General features: G+C 36.0%; 16 protein-coding genes. 11 read left to right on the top strand and 5 right to left on the bottom strand.

Features of this window, described 5'->3' with window-relative positions:
- Nucleotides 1-188 precede the first annotated feature (188 nt).
- Nucleotides 189-788, bottom strand: a complete 600-nt coding sequence (locus tag MHH87_RS12550) for an SET domain-containing protein (protein ID WP_340749644.1) — start codon at nt 786-788, stop codon at nt 189-191.
- Between the two features lie 1,125 nt (nt 789-1,913).
- Between MHH87_RS12550 and MHH87_RS12545 the strand changes: the two genes are divergently transcribed.
- The 7 genes from MHH87_RS12545 to MHH87_RS12520 all read left to right on the top strand — a co-directional run bounded on the left by MHH87_RS12545 (nt 1,914) and on the right by MHH87_RS12520 (nt 9,232).
- A complete protein-coding gene (locus MHH87_RS12545) occupies nt 1,914-3,374 on the top strand; it encodes an IS1182 family transposase (RefSeq protein WP_340747541.1) in 1,461 nt (486 codons plus the stop codon).
- A gap of 347 nt (nt 3,375-3,721) precedes the next feature.
- On the top strand, nt 3,722-4,522 hold the full coding sequence (locus tag MHH87_RS12540) for an alpha/beta fold hydrolase (RefSeq protein WP_340749643.1): 801 nt from the start codon (nt 3,722-3,724) through the stop codon (nt 4,520-4,522).
- Between the two features lie 21 nt (nt 4,523-4,543).
- A complete protein-coding gene (locus MHH87_RS12535) occupies nt 4,544-5,524 on the top strand; it encodes a sensor domain-containing diguanylate cyclase (RefSeq protein WP_340749642.1) in 981 nt (326 codons plus the stop codon).
- Nucleotides 5,525-5,922: 398 nt separating this feature from the next.
- The gene (locus MHH87_RS12530) at nt 5,923-6,687 is read left to right on the top strand and encodes a hypothetical protein (RefSeq protein ID WP_340749641.1); all 765 of its coding nucleotides are present in this window, start codon (nt 5,923-5,925) and stop codon (nt 6,685-6,687) included.
- A gap of 312 nt (nt 6,688-6,999) precedes the next feature.
- Complete coding sequence (locus tag MHH87_RS12525) at nt 7,000-7,347, top strand: hypothetical protein (RefSeq protein WP_340749640.1); 348 nt, start codon at nt 7,000-7,002, stop codon at nt 7,345-7,347.
- A gap of 128 nt (nt 7,348-7,475) precedes the next feature.
- Nucleotides 7,476-7,715, top strand: coding sequence for a glycoside hydrolase family 16 protein (locus tag MHH87_RS18930; RefSeq protein ID WP_445683093.1), 240 nt, complete (start codon nt 7,476-7,478; stop codon nt 7,713-7,715).
- Between the two features lie 143 nt (nt 7,716-7,858).
- Nucleotides 7,859-9,232, top strand: a complete 1,374-nt coding sequence (locus MHH87_RS12520; protein WP_340749639.1) for a glycosyltransferase family 2 protein — start codon at nt 7,859-7,861, stop codon at nt 9,230-9,232.
- Between the two features lie 503 nt (nt 9,233-9,735).
- Here the strand turns inward: MHH87_RS12520 and MHH87_RS12515 are convergent.
- Complete coding sequence (locus tag MHH87_RS12515; protein ID WP_340749638.1) at nt 9,736-11,124, bottom strand: amino acid permease; 1,389 nt, start codon at nt 11,122-11,124, stop codon at nt 9,736-9,738.
- A 613-nt stretch (nt 11,125-11,737) separates the two neighbouring features.
- On the opposite strand from MHH87_RS12515, the gene MHH87_RS12510 reads away from it, so the two are divergent.
- Nucleotides 11,738-13,243: a GGDEF domain-containing protein gene (locus tag MHH87_RS12510; RefSeq protein ID WP_340749637.1), complete on the top strand. Its 1,506-nt coding sequence runs from the start codon at nt 11,738-11,740 to the stop codon at nt 13,241-13,243.
- Between the two features lie 93 nt (nt 13,244-13,336).
- Here the strand turns inward: MHH87_RS12510 and MHH87_RS12505 are convergent, their stop codons facing one another.
- Entirely contained in the window at nt 13,337-14,527 is a 1,191-nt protein-coding gene (locus MHH87_RS12505; protein ID WP_340749636.1) for a coenzyme F420-0:L-glutamate ligase, read from the bottom strand.
- A 116-nt stretch (nt 14,528-14,643) separates the two neighbouring features.
- Here MHH87_RS12505 and MHH87_RS12500 point away from each other — a divergent pair, with 116 nt between their 5' ends.
- Complete coding sequence (locus tag MHH87_RS12500) at nt 14,644-15,546, top strand: LysR family transcriptional regulator (protein WP_340749635.1); 903 nt, start codon at nt 14,644-14,646, stop codon at nt 15,544-15,546.
- Nucleotides 15,547-15,736: 190 nt separating this feature from the next.
- Here the strand turns inward: MHH87_RS12500 and psiE are convergent, their stop codons facing one another.
- Nucleotides 15,737-16,192 (bottom strand): phosphate-starvation-inducible protein PsiE, encoded by a 456-nt coding sequence (psiE, locus tag MHH87_RS12495; protein ID WP_340749634.1) that lies wholly within the window; start codon nt 16,190-16,192, stop codon nt 15,737-15,739.
- A 152-nt stretch (nt 16,193-16,344) separates the two neighbouring features.
- On the opposite strand from psiE, the gene MHH87_RS12490 reads away from it, so the two are divergent.
- Nucleotides 16,345-17,787 carry a DEAD/DEAH box helicase gene (locus MHH87_RS12490; protein WP_340749633.1) on the top strand — a complete coding sequence of 481 codons (1,443 nt, stop codon included), beginning with the start codon at nt 16,345-16,347 and terminating at the stop codon, nt 17,785-17,787.
- Between the two features lie 144 nt (nt 17,788-17,931).
- Here the strand turns inward: MHH87_RS12490 and MHH87_RS12485 are convergent, their stop codons facing one another.
- Complete coding sequence (locus MHH87_RS12485) at nt 17,932-18,816, bottom strand: TetR/AcrR family transcriptional regulator (RefSeq protein WP_340749632.1); 885 nt, start codon at nt 18,814-18,816, stop codon at nt 17,932-17,934.
- Between the two features lie 173 nt (nt 18,817-18,989).
- Here MHH87_RS12485 and MHH87_RS12480 point away from each other — a divergent pair, with 173 nt between their 5' ends.
- The gene (locus tag MHH87_RS12480; protein WP_340749631.1) at nt 18,990-20,522 is read left to right on the top strand and encodes an MDR family MFS transporter; all 1,533 of its coding nucleotides are present in this window, start codon (nt 18,990-18,992) and stop codon (nt 20,520-20,522) included.
- Nucleotides 20,523-20,534 lie beyond the last annotated feature (12 nt).

The following is a 20,534-nucleotide window of genomic DNA, read 5'->3' as shown; positions in this document are numbered from 1 at the left end:
CCATAAGTAAGTGCGGTTCTAATGAATGTATCGGTAATAACAAAAATACTTATTTTATTGAACCTCAATTTATAGGGTATTTACTAAACATAGAATAATACCACATCTGTTCAAAATCCTTTTTATGCTATTAACAAAATAAAAGGAGAGCTTTTTATGTTCGCTCTTCTTTCATTATAATATTGTATTTACGATTCATCCTCTTCGTCATAAATAAACAAAGGAAGGATGGAGTCTAGCGGTTCAGTTCCATTAGCTACTGCAGTTACTTTTTCTAATAATTCTGCTTTTATTAAATGTTTTAACGGCTGGTCTACTTTATTAAAATACTTAAACGCTTCAGCTGCTTTCTCATCCCACTCTTTATAATAAATTAAATAGTCATTGACGGTTATTTTTGTTCTAGATGAGCCTTCTTCTGGTATACATTCAAACTCTTCATCTTCACCCATTGCACTGTAATCACACGTTATTTGTTCACCAGGATGAATGTCTCTTACAGCTAACTCAAAACCATATGCTGTATCTACACAATTATAATTAAAACTATGATTCATATACCTTGCATGGTCCCAACATAGAACATACCCATCATCATCTTCATAGGAGTATTTATATATATACTCTTGTCTAGCTTCATCAAGGCTTTCAATATAATCCTCATCAAGAACCATATCTAATTCATCTTGAATCCAGATAATAGTTCCTTTAGGGATTAACTTTGTTGCAAACACACCAATACCGACTTCATCACTTACATACCTAATTTCTGTATCAGGATGTATCAAATTGTAATTCCTCCTTAATTAAATTTTTGAATGATAAGAACTCCTAGGGTACGTATCTTTACGAACTTGCAGTGCATGAACTAATTAGGATGTCTTTTGAAAAATGAGTGGTTGTCAATGCATATAATTTTTTGTTAATGAATGTTTAGCTTTCATCCATTTTAGTCTTTAATGCAATAATCCATCGGAATCTTTATTTTCTTCTGTATAAAATATGATTCTATTGACCCCATGTATGTGCTTTTATCTATATATACGAAAGTTGTTGTAAATCAGCTTTTATACCAGAAATTAATGCCTAATTCAAAAAAAGGATAAACCTATAATTAGCTTGAGTTTTTCAGACATAAATAAAACAAAGAGACCGTCAGTCTTAGACGGCCTTTCCAAGAAACATAGCATGTCCGATTTTATAACAAAAAAGCGGAAGAAATAATAGTTTCTGGAGATATAAGAAATAAACTTATTTATGAACATATGCTTTCTAAAAATATATACCTCACATCATAACTAATGCTGCAATCGAAGGTACACTTACATACTTCAATGTTTATGAGTTGTTGGATAAATATTTTTACGTATGTACCGTTGCTAAGGAAGAGGACAATGGCAAATTTCCTAAGACTAAAATGAGGGACGCTTGGGACGATGTTAACCCGTTTTATAGGTATGAATAAGCTAGTATAGATTTTTACCCTAATAATTTTAACCAGTCTTTAAAAATATTATAAAAAACCCTCATTTAGATACATTACGGTGAACCGATTAATAAGTAAGTAAGGTTCTCCTTAATAGTGTTAAATGATAACAGTCTAGCCAATTGGAGGGCACTGAAAAAGTCCTTCAGCTATAAGTAAGAGCGTCCAAGAACGGAAATTCGTTACTGGACGCTTTTTTTCTTCGATGCCGTTGATTTCCATTCCGGCGGACGCTTTTCGCGGGCACGGCTCCAGCCTTCTCCCTCGCTTCGCTCAGTCCGGGTGCTTCCGCTCGTGCTGTTCCCGCAGAAGTCGCCGCCTCCATTCCAATCAACTGGAACTACTTTCATCACAAGAAGGGCTCTTCCCTCGTATAATCGCACACATTTCTTGTATAATTAAAGTACTAATAAAAGGTGGTGCGACCATGATTTCTAAACAGGAAACATTCAATTTGAGCCCGTACATGGCGTTGTACGATTTAATTATCCCAAAGGACAATATGCTTCGCCAAATTAATGAACTTGTGGATTTCTCATTTATTCTAGACGAACTAAAATCGAAATACTGTTTAGATAATGGCCGTAACGCGATTCCACCGATTCGTATGTTTAAATATTTACTATTAAAAGTGATTCATGATCTATCGGATGCCGACCTTGTCGAGCGTTCAAAATACGATATGTCCTTTAAATATTTTTTAGAGATGGCACCAGAAGATGATGTAATCGATTCAAGTTCACTGACAAAATTCCGTCGACTTCGTCTCCAAGATGTGAATTTAATAGATTTACTGATTCAGAAAACAGTTGAAATTGCCTTAGAAAAAGGGCTACTACTAAGTAAAATGGTCATCGTTGACGCTACCCATACAAAGGCTCGTTATAATCAAAAATCGCCAAAAGAATTTTTACAGGAAAAATCTAAAAATGTACGTAAAGCCGTGTATCAACTCGACGAAAACATGGTTGGAAAATTCCCTGAGAAGCCTACGTCAAATGAAGTCACAGAAGAATTAGATTACTGTCGTCAAGTAGTTGAAGTGGTGGAAACGCAATCAAAGGTTGCACAAATCCCGGCTGTGAAAGAAAAATTAAATGTTTTAAAAGAAGTGATTGATGATTATGAGAATCAGTTAAGCTATTCAAATGATCCCGATGCGCGGGTTGGACATAAGTCGGCTGACTCGGCTTTCTTTGGTTTCAAAACGCATATTGCGATGAGTGATGAACGAATTATTACGGCTGCGGTTGTGACAACAGGTGAAAAAAGTGATGGTCATTATCTTCAAGAACTAGTTGAAAAAAGTAAAGAGGCAGGTATGGAAATTGAAACGGTGATTGGTGACGCCGCTTATTCTGCGAAAGATAACTTACAATATGCTAAATCAAAAGAGCTCCAATTAATTTCAAAGTTAAATTCAGTCATTACAAACGGTAGCGGACAACGAAAAATCGAATTTGATTACAATAAAGATGCTGGTATGTTTGTCTGTCCAGCTGGGCATCTAGCTATTCGAAAGGCACTTTCTAAGAATAAAAATAAGAATAAAAATCCGAAAATGGCATTTTATTTTGATATTGAAAAATGTAAAGTCTGCCAGATGCGTGAGGGCTGTTATAAGGATGAGGCAAAAAGTAAAACCTATAATGTGACCATTAAATCAATTGAACATGAAGAACAAGCTGCTTTCCAAGAAACTGATGCATTTAAACAGCTTGCGAAAAACCGTTATAAAATAGAGGCGAAAAATAGTGAATTAAAAAATCCGCATGGCTATAAAACAGCCATATCAGCGGGTTTATTTGGCATGCAAATCCAAGGTGCCACAACGATATTTGCGGTGAATCTCAAACGAATATTGAAACTGCTAAATGAAAAAGTGTAAGTAATAGACAAAGAAATAAGGCACTTTCCGTTCGATTCGAACAGAAAGTGCCTTATTCTTATTTGAAAAACGAAACCATCATAAAAAACGTAAGTTTTTCAGTGCCCTCGCCAATTGTGGTGGGCTGTTTTTTTTTATTAAAGAATGAAGCTTTATAAAAATGAATATATAGCCAAGTCACTCTTATTAAGAGAAAGTAATTCTTTTACAGATGCAGAACAATGAACAAAAGAAAAAATATTTACTCCGTTAGAAAGAATATAAATAGTAAAATTTTACTAGATATTTAAATAGTAATCGTTCAAAATAAATGTAGGGAGATTAATTAGAAAAAGGTGGGGATTTTTATGAATGATGTGATGAAACGAAATAATGTAAAGATGATGGGCCAGGGAGAACAAACGGTTATTTTTGCACATGGATTTGGGTGTGATCAGAGCATGTGGCAATATATCGCTCCTAAATTTGCAGAGAACTATAGAGTTATTTTATTTGATTATGTAGGGTCAGGAAATTCAGATATCACTTCGTACCAATCTGAAAAATATAGTACGCTTAAAGGTTATATGCAGGATGTCCTTGATATAATCGAAGAAATGGATCTTCAACATGTACTATTCATAGGTCATTCTATTAGTTCGATGATTGGTATGCTAGCTGCGATTGAGCGACCGGATTACTTCGAAAAGTTAATTATGATTGGGCCATCGCCTTGTTATTTAAATGATACAGACGGTTATGTTGGTGGTTTTGAACTAAATGATATTAAAGAATTACTTGCTATGATGGAGATGAATTTTGCAGGATGGGCAAGCTATATGGCCCCATTTGCGATGGACCAACCTAAGGATTCTAAGTTAACGCAAGAACTAGAGAATAGTTTTGTCTCAACGAACCCGCGTATAGCAAGGGAATTTGCGGAGGTAACATTCTTTTCAGATTATCGTGCGAGTGTACCATTAGTAAAGGTACCTACACTAATTATTCAATGCGCGAATGATAGCATCGTTCCAATAGAAGTAGGACAATATTTAAATAAGCATTTACAAAATAGTACGCTTCAAACCATAGATGCAAGAGGGCATTATCCGCATATTAGTCAGCCTTTAGAAACAACTAAAATTATTATCGATTATCTTAGCAATTAATTTATAAAAGGGAGATCAATTATGGATGAACGATTAAGAGAGGCGCCTTGTGGGTTCCTAACAATTGACCAAAATGGCTATATTCTCGAGGTCAATAATACCTTGCTAGAATGGATGGGCTACAAGCAAGAGAATTTAATAGGAAAGCATTTTGAACTGTTATTGACGACGGGGAATAAGCTGGTTTTTCATTCTTATTTTTATCCTAATATTAATTTATATGGGCATGTCGAAGAGCTATTCATTAATTGTAAAAACCAAATGGGAGAGTCCGTTCCTTATTTGATGAATGCAAGACGATTTGAGCTGGATGGTATAGAAATAATTGACTGTGTTTTAGTTCAAATGAAGCGGCGAATTGGTTATGAGTTAGAATTACGTTCGACTAAAAAACAAATGGAAGAGGCCTATTTAGAAAAGAATCTAGCTTTTGAAAAACTAGAACAAATCTATCTTGAAATTGAAAAGAAACAGATTGAGCTGATGGAAATTAATTCAGGGTTAGTTGAAATATCGAATACAGATAAGCTCACGGGTATACCAAACAGAAGATTCTTCCAAGAAAAGCTAGAAGAGCAGATTGAATTGTACTATAAAGAACAAAATACGTTCTCTCTACTTATTATTGATATTGATCATTTCAAAAAAGTGAACGATACATATGGCCACCAAATTGGAGATATTGTCCTTGTGAAATTAGCAAACATTTTAAAAAAGCAAGCGCGACCGGATGATGTTGCGGCGCGATTTGGTGGTGAGGAATTCGTAATAATTCTGCCGAATACGGATGAGGATGCAGCCATATTTATTGCTCAGAAGTTAAATCAAGAGGTTGAAAGAGCGGAATGGACAGAAACAGGTAGTTTAACCGTGAGTGTGGGTGTAGCGACATTTATTGAACAGGATTCAGAAGCGTTAATTATAAGCAAGGCAGATCAAGCACTCTATGCTTCTAAGGAAAATGGTAGAAATCGCGCCACACATTATAGAGAGCTAAAATAAATGAAATCGCACTAGAAGAAAGCGCCTATAGTTCATATATAGAATGGGAGGGTCTTCATTTTTGAGGAGTTGCCGTGCTTCAGACCAAACACGAAGACCCGTATCAAAAGTAAAGGCGATATTGAATAGGCTCCACTATGTTAGACAATAAACTTATTAGCAGTTCAATTTAAAAGGTGTAGATGAATCAACTACTGATTTCATCTACACCTTTATTAGTGGAAAATAATTGTATTAAATAATCTCTTTTTGACATTTGTGTGTATGAATCGAGAAAAAATAAGAAAAAGATAACAAAATTAACCGTAGACATCTAATCATCTTAAAATTTTTCCGATATAAATAAGGAGAGCTCTTATACACAATAAAGTGCTGTAAAGAAAGATGAGGGATTGGATATGAAGAAATACTGGAGAAAAATTTTGCTTGCATTATTAACTGCCTTCCCTATTCTGATTTTAGTCGAACACGTTCTGGCCAAGGATCAAAAAACGATCGAATGGAGTGGGTATACTTGGACAGTGAAAAATTCAGGTACGAGCAAGTGGGGACCTGGACAGAACTATTGGTCATCCGATAAGAGAGATGTATGGGTAGACAGCCGAGGCAGGCTACATCTAAAAGTCGTTAAGCGGAACGGTAAATGGTATAGCACTGAACTAATAAATGAAAAAACTTTAGGGTATGGTACGTATCGTTTTTTAATTACTGGGCGCCCAGATAAGTTAGATCCAAACCTTGTATTAGGTTTGTTTACTTATGATGAAGATTCTGAGGATGTAAAAGAGAAGAAATATAGAGAAATTGATATTGAATTTGCCAAATGGGGACAAGTAAATGGACTGAATAGCTCTTATACAGTTCTCCCATACACAATGCCAGAAAATTTTCTTGCATTTTCAACAAAACTAAATAGTAACTATTCTACCCATAGTTTTACATGGACACAAAAGAGCATAAATTTTAAATCATATGGACATAAGTCATTTAAAAATCCAGGGAATTCGAGCTTATTAAAAAATTGGTCCTACAAGGGAAAAGATATACCAGATAGTAAGAATGAGAAAGTACATATAAATTTCTGGCAGTTTGAAGGAAAGGCACCAATGAATAAAAAATCTGCAGAGATTATTATCGATCGGTTCGTATTTACTCCATATTGAATCCTTTTTTTAAGGATTTTGTGAAATGAAGTTATGAGGACATAAGATTTACATAGAACAAAATAGTTTTTTAGTAACGGATAACCAGGATCTCCTGGTTATTTTTTTTGTAGATAAGAAAGTATAACTTTCTAATGTAAATTCCCTCGGTAAAACAAAGAGATAATAAATATATGATTTTATTATAAATTTATATGTTAAAAAATGAAATACTTACCTTTGACCGCTATAAAAATAGGTATTAAGATTGTGGAAGGGTAAATATGCCCTTTAGAAAATGGGAATCTCTGCTCTTTATGGAGGGGATATCTTATGGGAGCTACTCTTTTTGTATTCATGACTTCCATTGTTGTAAGTTTTGGAATCGTAAAATTCACGTTATATCAAGAAAATAAAAACGATGTTACAGAAACAATGAATGGGAATTTATATAGTGAAAAAGGTTTTGATGACCAAATCCCAGATAGTCAGTCGGAAGAGGTTAAAACGACCGAGAGTGGTACGTGGAGAAAGGTATGGAAAGACACTTTTGATGATGCCAATCATTCGATTTACAAATGGAGCTTTATGGAAAAAGACAACAATTACAACAATGAACTTCAGTTTTATAAAGAAGAAAATAGCCAAGTCCAAGTTGGAATTCTTCATTTAACTGGATAAAAGGAATCCTATAAGAATCATCAATATACCTCTGGACAGATTACTACATTTCAAAAGAAAAACTTCAAAAATAATAGGATTGAAATAAGAGTGAATTTTCCTGCGGGGCAAGGTTTGTTCCCAGCTATTTGGCTCCTTCCCGCTGCGAAAATAAAACCCTTCTGGAAATTGATGTTTTTGAAGTAGTTGGCAACGACCCATCTAAGATTTATGTGGTGAATCATACAGAATCTAGTGGGAAATTAGGCAGCTACTCTAAAACCTATTCTCTCCCTTCCTTTTTAGACTTTCATAATTATGTTATTGAATGCAATAAACATGAACTTCGATGGTATGTGGACGACGAACTGGTTTTTACAAGCAAATAGGGCGTACCGGATGAACCGATGTATCTGATTATTAATTTAGCTATTGGTGGAAATTGGCCAGGGAATCCTGACAGTCTTACACCTTTTCCTTCTTCTTTTGATATCGATTACGTTAAGGCTTATTCAAAAATTGGAGGATAAAAATGTACTGGTTTTCATTAACACTTTTTATATTATGTATTGTATTTCCGCTATACCATATTATAGGAGCTTATTTCGGTAGAGCGAAAAAACCGAAATACATAACAAAAATTGCTACATCTGAAAAAGGCATGAGTATTTTAATACCTTGCTATAATGAAGAATCAATCTTACAAACTACCATTCATGGTATGAGTTCATTACAGTATAACAACTATGAAATAATATTTATTAACGATGGATCCACAGACCAAACAATGGATGTTTTAATAGATTTACTATCTTTAGAAATAAAGACGGACCATTTGGATATAATTGAAGAATTATCGTATAGGCCGATAAAAGGTATTTACAAATCTTCTAAATTCCCTCATGTTCTTGTTATAGATAAAGTGAACGGAGGAAAGGCAGACTCGTTAAATGCAGGTATTGCATATGCCTCAAAGGAAATTGTTATTACGCTTGATGCGGATAGTATTTTAGAAAAACAGGCTTTATCTATTATAAATAATGCGTTTATTGATTCAAATGTGATAGCAGTCGGGGGGAATGTCCATGTTCTGCAAGGTCGAAAACTAGAAAATGGTAAATTCGTTCCTAGCCTTAGCAACATGAAACAAATCGTTCGTTTTCAAATTTTAGAATATTTAAGAGGGTTTTATATATTAAAAGCTTCTTTAGCTAAATCCAATGCGCTTTCGATTATTTCAGGTGCCTTTGGTGCTTTTGATCGAAAAGTTTTATTAGAAATTGGTGGATACAGAGATACAATTGGAGAAGACATTGATATTACGTTGCGTATTCAACAATATATTCTAAAGCATAAGGGACTTAAAGTATTATTCATACCCGAATCAATATGTTACACAGAAGTACCCGAATCTTGGCAAGATTTATATAAGCAAAGAATTCGTTGGCAGAAAGCATTTATGGATTGTTTAGTGAAATATGCGGGCGTATTTTTCCGTACTGTGTTTACGAATCGTGTTTCTTTTTTCTTTATATTGGATTCGTTTTTAACAGGTATAATGGCTTCTTTTTTCACAGTCTATAACATGATTGTCATTATTTTTATATTTTTGGATATTCCATTGAAGGGTTATATATTATTTCTTGGGTTTAGTTTGATTGTTAATCTTTTTTATGTGGTTGCCTCTTTAATGATTGCTCATGATTATGGCCACCGATATGCTAAAAAAGATTATTTCTATATCGTTATAACAGTAATTCTGGAGTTTTTAGTGTATCGTTTTATTACGCTTTTCATTATTCTAATTGGTAGCCTCGCGTATTTTGTGAAGAAAGATGGTTGGAATAAAGTAGCCCGGACTGGAAGGGACTATACAATTGAAAAAGCTTCTAATTCGAGTGTATAAATGTTAGTTGAAATCCAAAAGCCTCTCGCCTATTTTAATAGTGGCAAGAGGCTTTTTGCTGTTTTAAAAAACGAAAACAAATAGGCTCTATGTTACATCCAATATGGTTCTTCGTTTTCTTTTAATGTATTCACAGAATCAGCGCGCCTTTAATTTTCTACTTTTAAAGAAAGCTCTACGGTGTTTTCCTTCCGAATCTATTAAAGTTCAAAGGAATTACAATATATACTTTGTTGTGAGCACACTCTCCCTTTAACGGTCAGCTAACAAGTAATACAACCTCTTCATTGCGTAAAATGGCTTTCGTTATTCTAGTTAGCTCCATCGCGATGCCATAGTAAGTAGCGAAATCAGAAGGAGTCTAAAATTGTTCCGAAACCAATTACTCTTTATTAGGAAGAGCGGAGAATTTCCGATTGGCAAATGTAAAATAGCGTAAAACCAAATTACCCCCAAAAGTCATTTTTCACAACTTTCGAGGGCAGGCTCAAACAAAATTCAAATTATTTTTCCATCACACTATGCCATTTCCCATAAATCAAGTACACAGTTAGTCCGATTAAGAACCAAATGCCGCATGCGATCCATGTATGAAAAGAGAGTTGGCTAATAAGGAAGATACACATTACGAACGAAAGAATCGGTAATATCGGATAGAACGGAACTTTAAAGCCACCAGCAGTGATATCTTTGTTTTTGCGTAGCCAAATAATACCGATTGAAACGATGGTGAAGGCGATTAACGTACCCATATTTACTAGTTCCGTTAATTTATCAAGAGGTATGAAGCCAGCACAACACGCAATCATTGTAGCGAAAATCCATGTATTTTTAACTGGTGTTTTATATTTTGGGTGGATCTCACTCATAACTTTAGGAAGTAGACCATCGCGACCAATTGCATACAGTAAGCGTGTGCCGCCGTACATCATAACTAATATAACGGTCATCATTCCGACAACTGCGCCAAGTGAAATAATTCCTGCAATCCAACTCTGGTGTGCAAGCTGCATTGCGTAGCTTACTGGGTCACTAACATTTAAGCTTGTGTACGGCACCATCCCAGTTAAAACAAGTGAAACCGCCACATATAATAATGTACAAATAAACAGGGAGCCGATAATTCCAATTGGCATATTACGTTGCGGGTTTTTTACTTCTTCAGCAGCAGATGAAACCGCATCAAAACCAAGGTAAGCAAAAAATACAAGTGCAGCACCGGATAAAACTCCACTCATTCCGAACGGCATAAATGGTGTCCAGTTGGGTGGCTCTACATAAAATATGCCGACAATAATAAATAATAATATTACGGTTACTTTTATACCGACCATAATCGTATTAAAGCGAGTGGATTCTTTAATGCCAAGTGTTAATAAATACCCAATGACAAGTACAATGAAAATCGCCGGTAAGTTAATATACGTACCATTTTCAGGACTAAATGGCCCAGAGATCGCATGTGGGATTTCGATATTAAATCCTGCAAGTAGGGAACTTAAATAACCGGACCAACCTGTTGCTACCGCCGCTGTTGCAAGACCGTATTCCAGTAATAATGCCCAACCAACTAACCAAGCAATTACCTCACCAAATACAATATAGCTATACGTATAAGCGCTGCCTGTTACCGGTACGGCAGAGGCAAATTCTGAATAACACATACCAGCGAGAGCACAAACGATGGCTGCAATAATAAATGAAAATACAATAGCAGGACCAGAGTGTTCCGAGGCAACGGTACCGGGAAGAATGAAAATACCTGTCCCAACAATTGCGCCAACGCCTAATAAAATTAAATCAAAGGCGCCCATTGTTTTTTTTAATTGGACGTCCCCTTTTTGCATTAATAGTTTACGTACGTTCTTTTTTCTAAATAATTTAATCTTCATTATTAACACCTATTCTTTTTTGATAAAATTCACATAATTTTATCATTAATTTTAAGGGAATTAAATAACTTTATGCATATGAAGTTAATCAGAAGGAGGAAAGGACTGTTTATATGTGAAATTTTGTATCTATACTCAGGGCTTTGGTAAACGCTACTGCTATTGTTATTAGCTAATGATCAACGCAAGTGTGGTCATTGGAGCAATATCGTATGGATGTGCATGTATACCAGCCGCTGAGAAAGGCACGGATGATGTAAGTTTTCACTTCTATTTTTTAATCACTAAAAATACTAATGGTATTTAAAAGTGTTTCATGAAAAAGTGGAGCAAGGGAGACTCAAATTTAAGGCCGAGTCTAAATAATATTATTTTACTGAAAGGTGGTTCAACTTACACAGAGGTTGTCTTCTTTATCTTGCATACTTTTGAATAATTTATGCAGAAACATCACAGTTAATTCCGTGATGTATTGTTTAAATATTATGTATATAGTAGAATTATGTAATTGGTAAATAAAGTAATTTGGTATTAGTGTGTATTATTTTGTGGAAAATACTATCTTGCTAAATTTTTTACTATTATAAAGGGAATTATATGGAGATAAAGAGAGATGAGAAAGCTTCGGTTTAAATTATTTATTTCGTTAATGACATTTGCTTTAGTTTTAGTTGCAGTAATATCCTATGTGAATCGACAAATTTTAATTACAAATATTGAAGCACAAGAGGCACAAAGCCGGGAGCTCATTGAAAAACATATATTAATCGATATGCAAACGGTCGATAATGCACATTATTATTTTGATAAAACGGTTTCCAATGAGATGCAGAAGGAATTGCAAGCCCTAAAAGAACTTTATGATCGTAATAACGATATTGAATCATGGGATTTAGAAGAACTTAGCGCAGAGCATGGCATGGATATTTATATATTGGATGAGAAAAATGCAGTTGTAAAAACAACGTTTAAGCAGGATTTAGGGTTAAATTTTTCAGAATGCTGTTCGGTCTTTGCAAAATTATTAGATGAACGTCGTGCAGATGGGAAATATTATACAGATGGCATTGATGTTTCAACAACGACTGGAGAAATACGTAAGTTTAGCTATTTAGCGACGAGCGATCATAAATATTTGCTAGAGCTTGGTGTAAATTTAAATGATGTACCGGTTTTTCAAACATTTAATTTTGTGAAAACTGCAAACTATTTAATTGAGAAATACAGTGATTTACTAGAAGTACAAACAATTAATAAAGGTGGGGTTTTCTTAGGCGAAACTGGACATCAACGCATTAGTGTGGTAGATATGCCAAAGAATTTTCAAGAGCACTTTGAGCTAGCAAAGAAAACGATGAAACCTACGCAGTATGTGGTCGATATTGGGGATGGTTACAAGGAAACATATCGATTCCTACCATATGAGGCAGAAACGATTCGCGGGGAGTCCTCAAAACGCATTGTTTACATAAAATACGGAAATAAAACAGAGCTTGCTGCACTTGCTCAAAATACGCAACAAATGATATTTTTAGTCGTAGTATCCTTAATTACAGCGCTAATTTTACTGATTGTTATTACGAAAATTTTATCGAAAACGATTAATTTAGCAACGTATGACCCGCTTACAGGTGCGTATAACCGAGCAACTTATTTGGCGAAAATCGAGCGATTATTAAGTAAACGTAAAGAGAATACCCCGGGTTTATTGCTAGTGGACTTGGATAACTTTAAGCTAGCAAATGATCGCTTTGGCCATGCTGTAGGGGACAAGGTGCTAATCGACACTGCGGATGCACTCGCAAAAGTGATTGGCAATAATGGCTTTGTAGTTCGGTTAGGTGGAGACGAGTTTGGTATTGTTGTAAATAATGTGAACGAGCAGCAACTTGAACGCATCGCCAACGCAGTCTTACGGAAAATTCGTAGCTTCAAGTATCAGACGCAGGAAACGGATGTTTGGGCGTACTTGTCAGTAAGTATGGGTGGTGCCATTAGTACCGATCCGAACGAAAAGGAAATAGATTTATATGTACGTGCAGACCTAGCACTGTACCAATCGAAAGAGGCTGGCAAAGATCAATACTCAATGAATGAACTAGTAGTGGTAATGGAATAATGAAAAGCTTGGATTGATAGGGGGAGCCCTATCAATCCAAGCTTTTTTAATGGACGAAAAAAAGAAGCCGTGCATGCACGACTTCTTGTCATCTTATTTTGTATAGTTATCGAAGTAACCTTGGATGTAGATCATTGGTGTACCTTTGTCACCAGAACCAGAAGTTAAGTCAGATAAAGAACCGATTAAGTCAGTAAGTTTACGAGGTGTCGTACCTTGAGCAGCCATTTGACCTGTTAAATCTTCATCTTTATTTTGAATGAATTCAGAAATAGCCGCTTTTAATTCTTCGCCGCGTAGGTCAGCAAAATCATTGTCTGCTAAGTATTTTAGTTTTACTTCGTTTGGTGTTCCATCAAGACCTGCAGTGTATGCTGGTGATACAACTGGGTCAGCAAGTTCCCAAATTTTCCCCACTGGATCTTTGAATGCGCCATCGCCATAAACCATAACTTCAACTAATTTCCCCGTTGCTTCTTTGATTTGAGCTTGGATGTCGTCCACAATTGGTTGGCAGTTGTTCGGGAATAATTTTACGCTATCTTCAGTTGCTTTGTTTGAGCCAAGAAGACCGTAAGCCTCATTACATCCACTACCGTTGTTTGAAGAAGAAAGAATATTGTCTAAACCGAATACTTTTTCAGCACCATTGTTTGTTAAAATGCGTTTTGTGCGGAAGCGTGAGTGAATATCGCAAGTTAAAACGTTTTTTGTGTACTCTAAAATTGTTTTTGCATTGTTAGAGAAAATTACTTCACAAGTTGCGCCTTCAGCTTCGATTAACTCTTTATAGTATTCAATATAATCAACACCAGTGAAAGTGTGCTTTTTGTAGCCAAAATGTCCGCGGAACTCAGCTTCTGTTAATACGTCTGTCCATGGGTTAACGCCTTTATCGTCAAGCTCGTCGATCGAAACAAGGTGGTTACCAACTTCATCAGATGGATAGCTTAGCATTAACACGATTTTTTTCGTGCCTTTTGCAATACCGCGTAAAATGTTTGAGAAACGGTTACGGCTTAAAATTGGGAAGATTACACCAACAGTATCGTCACCGAATTTAGCGCTTACATCTGCTGCGATATCTTCGATTGTTGCATAGTTACCTTGTGCACGAGCAACCACTGATTCTGTTACTGTTACGATGTCGCGATCTTCGATTGAATAGCCTTCTACTTTCGCTGCATTTAAAACTGTTTCTACTACGATGTCTGCGATGTTGTCGCCCTCATTGATGATTGGGCCACGAAGACCTCTTACTACTGTACCTACTACACGTTCCAAAATAATCTCTCCTCTGAGTTAACGAATGTTTCATTTACTTTATACATTTACTATACACTCCTAACATGATATAAGTAAAATTAATATTTTTAATATGTAATATAAGGGGTGCTTATGTGGTTGGGAAATTAGATCTATATCGTATTTTTAATGTGGTGAGTCGAAATAAAAGCTTCTCGAAGGCTGCTACAGAATTGTTTATGACGCAGCCAGCAGTGAGCCAGGCAATTTCAAAGCTAGAAAAAGATTTAGAAACACATTTATTTTACCGCACTCCAAAAGGGGTAACTTTAACAAATGAGGGAAAACTGTTACACGAATATGTTAACTCAGCCTTAGGGATAATAGACGCAGGGGAAGAAAAGATTTTAGAATTCAAGAAATTAACGACTGGCCAACTACGAATTGGTGTAGGTGATACGATTTCACGCTATTTTTTATTACCCTATTTGGAGACTTTTCATACGAAATACCCTGGTATTAAGCTGAAGGTTTTAAACGGCACGACGAGTGAAATTTTGGCGTTCATCAAGTCAGGTGAGGCAGATGTAAGCATTTGTAATTTACCGATTCGCGATGAGCAACTTCAAGTAATCCCTGTCAAGGAGATCCAAGACATTTTTGTGTGCGGCGAAAAGTATCGAAACTTAACGCTGAAACCAATAAGTTTAGAGCTTTTAATGAAAATGCCACTCATTTTTTTAGAGAAAAAGGCGAACTCTCGCAAATATGTGGAGCAATATTTAAAGGAGAAGGGATATTATCTTATCTCACCTGAGTTCGAGCTTGGCTCGCATGATTTAGTCCTGGAGTTTGCGAAGATAAATTTAGGAATTGCCTGCGTGACGAAGGAATTTTCGAAGGACTATTTAGAAAAGGGCATTTTGCATGAGGTAATTTTACAAGAGGACATCCCGAAGCGCCATATCGGGATTTGTTATTTGAAAACAGTACCGCTGTCTCGTGCGACGAAGAAGTTTATTGGAATAATTGATCCTAGCCTGAATCTAACTAATTAAAGTTGAAGGATAAGCCCATCCTAAAATCATCTATAGAAATGAAAATTAGATGGTCCTTTAGAAGTTGGCACTTTGTAATAACATCCTAGAAATATGTATTGAAAAGCTTTTGGGAGAAGAGTCCAAATTTATATGTGTTTACATTTGAAAAGCAGTTGCTATAAGGAGCAACTGCTGAATAAAAGATTTATTATTCGCTTTCTTTGTTCATCTCGAACCATGGTTTTTTTGGCCGCTCCCTCGGTGTAATATTAATAATAAAATAGCCAATAATTAATACTAAAATAACAAGAGAGTACATTAGTGTATCCATTGGGTGTTCATGATCTACGATAATTAGTCGCACCATAGCAGTTATGCCTATATAAATAAAGTAGCGTAGTGGGAAGTGATAGTCTTCTTTAAAGTATTTCACAATCATCGTGATGAATTCGAAGTATAAGAAAAAGATGAGAATATTTGCAAGGAAGAGTTTGTAATCACTTGTCCCGGTTTTAGAAAGGACATCAATAAAGTCAATTAATTCCTTCACTAGTAGAAAAGATAAAATAAGTGCAAGCAATATTAGGCAGCAATTCAATAAAATTTGTAATGCTTGAGGAATGAGCTTCATTAAATGTAAATCGTCAACCGCTTTCTTAATCATTGAATTCCTCCTATCTGACGTGACTTTATTTAAAGATAGTATATTTAAGGAATTATACAATTATTCCAATTTTGCCTGGCGCATACATTCCGTCTTGATTCATGTATAATAAAACTTAACAAAAATAAGATACGTATAAATGAGGTAGCTATATGAGTAATCGTTTTCAACAATATCCATTAAGTAATGAAATATTGGATGCATTAAATGGGCTAGGCTATAAAGAGCCAACTGAAGTACAAAGTAAAGTACTCCCGTTAGTACTAAATAATAAAGATGTTATTGTGAAATCACAAACAGGGAGCGGTAAAACAGCTTCTTATGCGATTCCAATTTGTGAGCAAGTGGACTGGTTAGAAAATAAGCCGCAAGCATTAGTTTTAACACCAACACGCGAATTAGCAGTTCAAGTGAAAGAAGATTTTACAAATATCGGACGTTTCAAACGTATTAAGGCAGCGGCACTGTATGGTAAGCAACCGTTCCGCTATCAGCAAACAGAGCTAAAGCAAAAGACACATATTGCAGTAGGGACGCCGGGTCGTGTGCTTGATCATATCGAAAAGGGGACATTGAACCTAGAAAAAGTCCGCTATTTAGTAATTGATGAAGCAGATGAAATGTTAAATATGGGCTTTATCGAACAAGTAGAAGCGATTTTAGCTTATGTACCAAAAGAGCGCATCACGATGCTATTTTCTGCAACACTTCCGGATGCGGTGAAAAACTTAGCGGTTCAATATATGCAGCAGCCGACAGATGTAGAAATTCAAGCAACAGGTTTAACAACGGCTACGATTGAGCATGCGGTAATGGAAGTACCAGAGCAAGCAAAGGTGAAAATGCTGCAGGATGTACTCGTCGTTCAAAATCCGGATAGCTGTATTATTTTCTGTCGTACAAAGGACCGTGTGGATGAGGTACATGACGCACTTTATGATTTAGAATTCAGTGTCGATAAAATTCATGGCGGCATGGAGCAATCTACACGCCTTATGGTCATGAACGATTTTAAACGCGGTGATTTCCGTTATTTGGTAGCAACAGACGTAGCGGCGCGCGGTATTGACATTGATAATATTACGCATGTAATTAATTATGATTTACCATTAGAAAAAGAGGCATATGTGCATCGAACAGGCCGTACAGGACGTGCTGGCTTAAACGGTAAGGCAATTACATTTGTTACACCGAATGAGCATGAGTTTTTAGCGGGGATTGAGGACTATATCGGGTTTAAAATTCCAACGATGCCACTGCCAACGAGTGAAGAAGTATTTGATCAGCAAATTTCCTTTGAGAAAAAGATGAACGCGCTGCCTAAGTTGAAAAAAGCTAAGGGCGAAAAGATAGATGCACAAATTATGAAGCTGTATTTTAATGGTGGCAAAAAGAAAAAGCTGCGCGCAGTTGATTTTGTTGGGACGATTGCCAAAATTCCAGGTATGACTGTGGCGGATATTGGAATTATCACAATTTTAGATGTGAATACTTTTGTGGAGATTTTAAATAATAAAGGCCCAATCGTGTTGAAAGCGATGAAAAATACAAAAATTAAAGGTAAGTTGTTAAAGGTTTACGAAGCGAATAAATAATAAAAAGGCGGAATCCAAAAGTAATTTGGATTTCGCCTTTTTTTAGTGGGTAAGAAAATATAACTTCCATAACCGCACCAACCCGCCCTGTTTTTGGGGGAGATGTGTTTTGCTAATTTTGAACATGATAAGTTAATGATAGTATTAAGCTTTTTTCACTAAATACCACATAAAATTAGCGAGTTCCTTTGATTCAGCTTCGTGTGAAGTGTTGTGGAACGATTCTCGGAAGGGTTTTAGCAAGGCTTCAATAACAGCGTAACGCGGGTTGTCCTTGGAAAACTCTTCAACAAGACTTGCCGTGAATTGCTCGCCAAGCGGTTGGGGGTCATGGTCGTTCAATCGTTCATAGAAGCCAGCTAGACGATCGACTATAATTTCTTTTGTCATTTTATTTGTCGCTAATTTATTTTCTAAAATTTGAATATTATCAGCCGTTAAAAGGACTTCTTTTGTTTCGATCATTTTTGGCACGATCGCACTAATGTGGCGTAAAGATGTGCGTGCTAGAACTACTGCTTCGAGCCTCATTTCATGTGTACTAATGTAAGACATCGACATGTGATATACAATACCGAAAAATAATACGGAACATTCATAAGAATATGGGCGGGCTTCTTCCCCGAACACATCAATTAATCGCTCCGTGAGCCATTGAATCTCATATAAACGGTGATGTGCAATTAGTTTTTTCATTTCAATATCGCCTGAGTGGAAAATCGCTTCAAATAAGGAAAATAAATTTTGCTTTTGATTAATTTGCATGAGGACAGCAGTTTGCTGTGCCAATACTTCGATATCGGTTTTATCTTTGCCGAGTAAGATTTCATGTCGGCGTAAGCTGGCCTCATAACGGTTTTGCTCTAAAATAGCCATGAAACATTCATTCTTAGATGAGAAATAGTTGTAAAACGTCCCCTTAGATATATTTGCTCGTTGTAAAATATCCTGAATTGATGTGTTTTGAAACCCCTTTTCGGTAAATAATTCTAGAGACGATTGAATCACCTGGCGTTTTCGATTGTTCATATGCTCTCCTCTTGCAACTGTTTTATACCTTTATTCTACTGTATGAATACTTTTAAATCAACGTTTTGAACATGTCAGTATAAAAAATGTTGATATTTTTGGACTGCGAGTATAGAATAGGTCAAGTGAAGTTTTTATATGTAAAATTGTTAATAAAGAGAGGGAACATAAACATGTCACAACAAACTCAAACAAAAAAGCCTCCTTATTTAATGATCGCCATTTTGTTCGTAGGTACATTCGTAGCGTTTTTAAATAACACGCTGTTAAACGTTGCATTACCAACAATTATGACTGACTTAAATATTAAGGATTACTCAACAGTACAATGGCTATCAACGGGTTATATGCTCGTAAGTGGTATATTAGTACCAGCTTCAGCCTTCTTAATTACACGCTTTAAAAACCGCCATATTTTCATTACTTCAATGGCGTTATTTTTAGTCGGTACAATTTTAGCGGCATTCGCACCATCATTTGCTTTGTTACTTGCTGGGCGTATGGTTCAAGCAGCAGGAGCAGCAACAATGTCTCCGTTATTGATGAACGTTATGCTTACCAGCTTCCCTATTGAGAAGCGCGGAACAGCAATGGGGATTTTCGGTTTAGTTATGTTCGCAGCGCCAGCTATTGGCCCGACAATTTCAGGTTGGATTGTTGAGCATTATGACTGGCGCCTATTATTTGAAATGATTATTCCGTTTGCAATAATTAGTTTAGGGCTTGCAGTTTGGAAGCTTGAGAACGTAATGGAAACACGTCCTGTTAAACTGGACTATTTCTCATTAGTATTATCAACAATTGGTTTTGGCGGATTATTATATGGTTTCAGTTCAGCTGGTTCTGCAGGCTGGGATGCGCCGGAAGTATACGGTACAATCATTATTGGTGCAATTGGCTTAATCATCTTCATCCTCCGACAATTAAAAATGGAACAGCCTTTATTGGAAATTAAAATTTATAAATATCCAATGTTCGCATTAGCTTCAGTGATCTCAATGGTTCTTTCTGTAGCAATGTTCTCAGGTATGATTTTAACACCAGCATACGTACAAAACGTTCGTGGTATTTCCCCGTTCGATGCAGGTTTGATGATGTTACCAGGTGCACTTGTTATGGGAATCATGTCACCAATTACAGGTAAATTATTCGATAAATTTGGTCCGCGTATTTTAGCCATTATCGGTTTAATCATTATGACTGTGTCAACTTATTTCTTAACAAAGTTGGAACTAGATACTTCTTATGCTTATATCATCACAGTTTATACAGTACGTATGCTTGGTATTTCATTAGTCATGATGCCAATTATGACAAACGGTTTAAATTCGTTACCGATGAAAATGAACCCGCATGCGACAGCGATTAACAACACCGCGCAACAAGTTGCAGGTGCAATTGGAACGGCAGTATTAGTAACAATTATGACAAACGCGATTAAAGAAAAAGCAGCTGAACTGGCAGCAGAAGCGCAGGCAGCCGCAGCAAATGCAACAGCTGCACCAACTGAAGCGCAAATTGCTGAGTTAACAGCTCAAATTACACAGCAAGCTTCTTTAGCGGGTATTAACCACACATTCTTGATCGCAACAATCATTTCAGCGGTTGCTTTAGTATTATCATTCTTCTTAAAACGTGTTGATGTATCTGGCCGCAAAGCCGAGTATTCAGCAAAACCAGCAAATTCAGAAACAGTAGCAAAATAATAAGTAAACGAC

This window comes from Solibacillus sp. FSL H8-0538 (genome assembly GCF_038003525.1).
Lineage (GTDB): Bacteria > Bacillota > Bacilli > Bacillales_A > Planococcaceae > JBBOPI01.
This window is presented reverse-complemented; position numbering and strand designations above follow the sequence as displayed.

Bases quoted from the DNA above. Each gene is read 5' to 3' on its own strand.
- MHH87_RS12545 (WP_340747541.1), top strand. From the start codon at position 1,914: ATGATTTCTAAACAGGAAACATTCAATTTGAGCCCGTACATGGCGTTG.
- MHH87_RS12540 (WP_340749643.1), top strand. From the start codon at position 3,722: ATGAATGATGTGATGAAACGAAATAATGTAAAGATGATGGGCCAGGGA.
- MHH87_RS12535 (WP_340749642.1), top strand. From the start codon at position 4,544: ATGGATGAACGATTAAGAGAGGCGCCTTGTGGGTTCCTAACAATTGAC.
- MHH87_RS12530 (WP_340749641.1), top strand. From the start codon at position 5,923: ATGAAGAAATACTGGAGAAAAATTTTGCTTGCATTATTAACTGCCTTC.
- MHH87_RS12525 (WP_340749640.1), top strand. From the start codon at position 7,000: ATGGGAGCTACTCTTTTTGTATTCATGACTTCCATTGTTGTAAGTTTT.
- MHH87_RS12520 (WP_340749639.1), top strand. From the start codon at position 7,859: ATGTACTGGTTTTCATTAACACTTTTTATATTATGTATTGTATTTCCG.
- MHH87_RS12515 (WP_340749638.1), bottom strand. From the start codon at position 11,124: ATGAAGATTAAATTATTTAGAAAAAAGAACGTACGTAAACTATTAATG.
- MHH87_RS12510 (WP_340749637.1), top strand. From the start codon at position 11,738: ATGAGAAAGCTTCGGTTTAAATTATTTATTTCGTTAATGACATTTGCT.
- psiE (WP_340749634.1), bottom strand. From the start codon at position 16,192: ATGATTAAGAAAGCGGTTGACGATTTACATTTAATGAAGCTCATTCCT.
- MHH87_RS12490 (WP_340749633.1), top strand. From the start codon at position 16,345: ATGAGTAATCGTTTTCAACAATATCCATTAAGTAATGAAATATTGGAT.
- MHH87_RS12485 (WP_340749632.1), bottom strand. From the start codon at position 18,816: ATGAACAATCGAAAACGCCAGGTGATTCAATCGTCTCTAGAATTATTT.
- MHH87_RS12480 (WP_340749631.1), top strand. From the start codon at position 18,990: ATGTCACAACAAACTCAAACAAAAAAGCCTCCTTATTTAATGATCGCC.